2 protein-coding genes are annotated in these 1,837 nt (G+C 73.2%); one reads left to right on the top strand and one right to left on the bottom strand.

All coding sequences use genetic code 11. The features are described from left to right. Positions 1–123: 123 nt before the first annotated feature. On the bottom strand, positions 124–1,134 hold the full coding sequence (locus MLV88_RS23770; protein ID WP_242340510.1) for an FAD:protein FMN transferase: 1,011 nt from the start codon (positions 1,132–1,134) through the stop codon (positions 124–126). 71 nt (positions 1,135–1,205) lie between these two features. Between MLV88_RS23770 and bfr the strand changes: the two genes are divergently transcribed. After that, on the top strand, positions 1,206–1,685 hold the full coding sequence (gene bfr / locus MLV88_RS23765) for a bacterioferritin (protein ID WP_242356141.1): 480 nt from the start codon (positions 1,206–1,208) through the stop codon (positions 1,683–1,685). Positions 1,686–1,837 lie beyond the last annotated feature (152 nt).

Below are 1,837 nucleotides of genomic sequence, written 5' to 3'. Positions count from 1 at the left end.
AGCGTCTCGCGTTCGTCGCTCGTGAGGCCCAGCGGGTCACCGGGAGCGGGCGTCATCTCGGTCAGCATCATGACCGTAGATCACGCCCTCGCCCATCCGTCCACGAATTTACGACTCAGGACACTAGCGAGAACGCGGCGCGGCGCTCGGGCGCCAGCGCGCGGGCAGGGCCCTCCGGAGGCCGCGCGTCGCCAGCACCGAGCCGTCCGCGTCCACGACCAGGGCCTCGGCTCCCCAGCGGGAGGCCTCGCGCAGGGCGGGCGCTCCGCCGAGGATGAACAGCGACTTCCCCAGGATCTCGGCGTCCACCGCGCGCCGCGCGAGGATCGTCACCGCCCGTGAGGCGGTCGCCGGCTGGCACGTGCGCGGGTCGATGAGGTGGTGGTAGCGCCGGCCGTTCACGACGTACGCGTGCTCGTAGTCGCCGCTCGTCGAGAACGCGCGATCGCGGACCTCCACCTCGGCGAGCTCGTCGAGCGGTCCACCGCGCGGGTCGCGCACGCCGACGCGCCAGGGCCGTCCGCCGCGCGTGCCCGCTGCGTAGAGGTCGCCGCCCGCCTGCAGCAGGAAGTCCCGCTGTCCCCGGGCGCGGAGGGCGCGCGCGGCGGCGTCGATCGCCCAGCCCTTCGCGAGCCCGCCGAGCCCCACCCGCATGCCGGGGCGGGCGAGGCGCGCCTCGCACGCGGTCCCGCGCGGGCGGAGCTCGAGCAGGCGATGATCGACGAGCGCGCAGCGCGCCCGCACCGCGTCGTCCGGCGGGGGGCCGCGCGCGTTCCCGTCGAAGCGCCACAGGTCCGAGAGCGCCGCCCAGGTCGGATCGAAGCGGCCGCCGGTGCGGACCGCCGCGTGCTTGGCGAGCGCCAGGACCTCGCAGAGATCGCCCGGCAGCGGCACCCAGCCGCGCCCCGCCCAGGCGTTCAGCTGGGCGAGCGGCGAGCCCTCGCGCCACTCGTTCATCGACCACTCCACCTGCCGGAACACCGCGAACACCGCCTCGATCGCCGGCGCGGCGGCCGCCGGCGTCGTTCCGGCGAGGGTCACGCTCGCGACGCTGCCCATCGCGGGGCGCGTCTCGGTGACGACGCCCTCGGCGGGGCGGGCGAGGGTGACGAGGAGGAGGACGATTGCCGCCATGCGCAGGCGGCTCCTATATCAGGCGCGCCTCGAGAGCGCGCGCCAGCGCCTTCCAGGGAGAGGAGACCGACGTGAAGGCCGATCCCGCGATCATCGATCTGCTGAACCAGGTGCTCACGAACGAGCTCACCGCGGTGAACCAGTACTTCCTGCACGCGCGCATCTGCGAGAACTGGGGGTACGACCGGCTGTACGAGAAGTTCCGGCACGAGTCCATCGACGAGATGAAGGACGCCGACGCGCTCATCGCGCGCATCCTCTACCTCGACGGCCTCCCCAACGTGCAGCGCTACAACAAGGTGAACGTGGGCGAGAGCGTCCCGGAGATGTTCCAGCTCGACCTCGCGCTCGAGACGGACGCGATCGGCGTCCTGAACGGCGGCATCGCGCTGGCCCGCGACAAGGGCGACAACGGCTCGGCGGAACTCCTCGAGCACATCCTCGAGGGCGAGGAGGAGCACGCCGACTGGCTCGAGACGCAGCTCACGGCGATCGACCAGGTCGGGGCGCAGAACTACCTCGCCGAGCAGCTCAAGAAGGCGGACTCCTGACCGGCGGGTCATGATTCGCTGGGTTACGCGCGCACGAGCGCGCGGAGCTTCGCTCGGCGGGGCGGGGGACGCAGTCCCCCCGATCGGTTCCGTAGGAGGGCCCCGCGCGAAGCGCGGGAGGGGCGAAGCCCCTCCGGCGGGGAACCTGCGCG

It is taken from the genome of Anaeromyxobacter soli (genome assembly GCF_022808855.1).
GTDB lineage: Bacteria > Myxococcota > Myxococcia > Myxococcales > Anaeromyxobacteraceae > Anaeromyxobacter > Anaeromyxobacter soli.
The sequence above is the reverse complement of the archived record's forward strand: the minus strand, read 5'-3'. Positions and strand labels throughout refer to the sequence as shown.

Coding starts and splice junctions, on each gene's coding strand:
- MLV88_RS23770 (WP_242340510.1), bottom strand. CDS start 1,134: ATGGCGGCAATCGTCCTCCTCCTCGTCACCCTCGCCCGCCCCGCCGAG.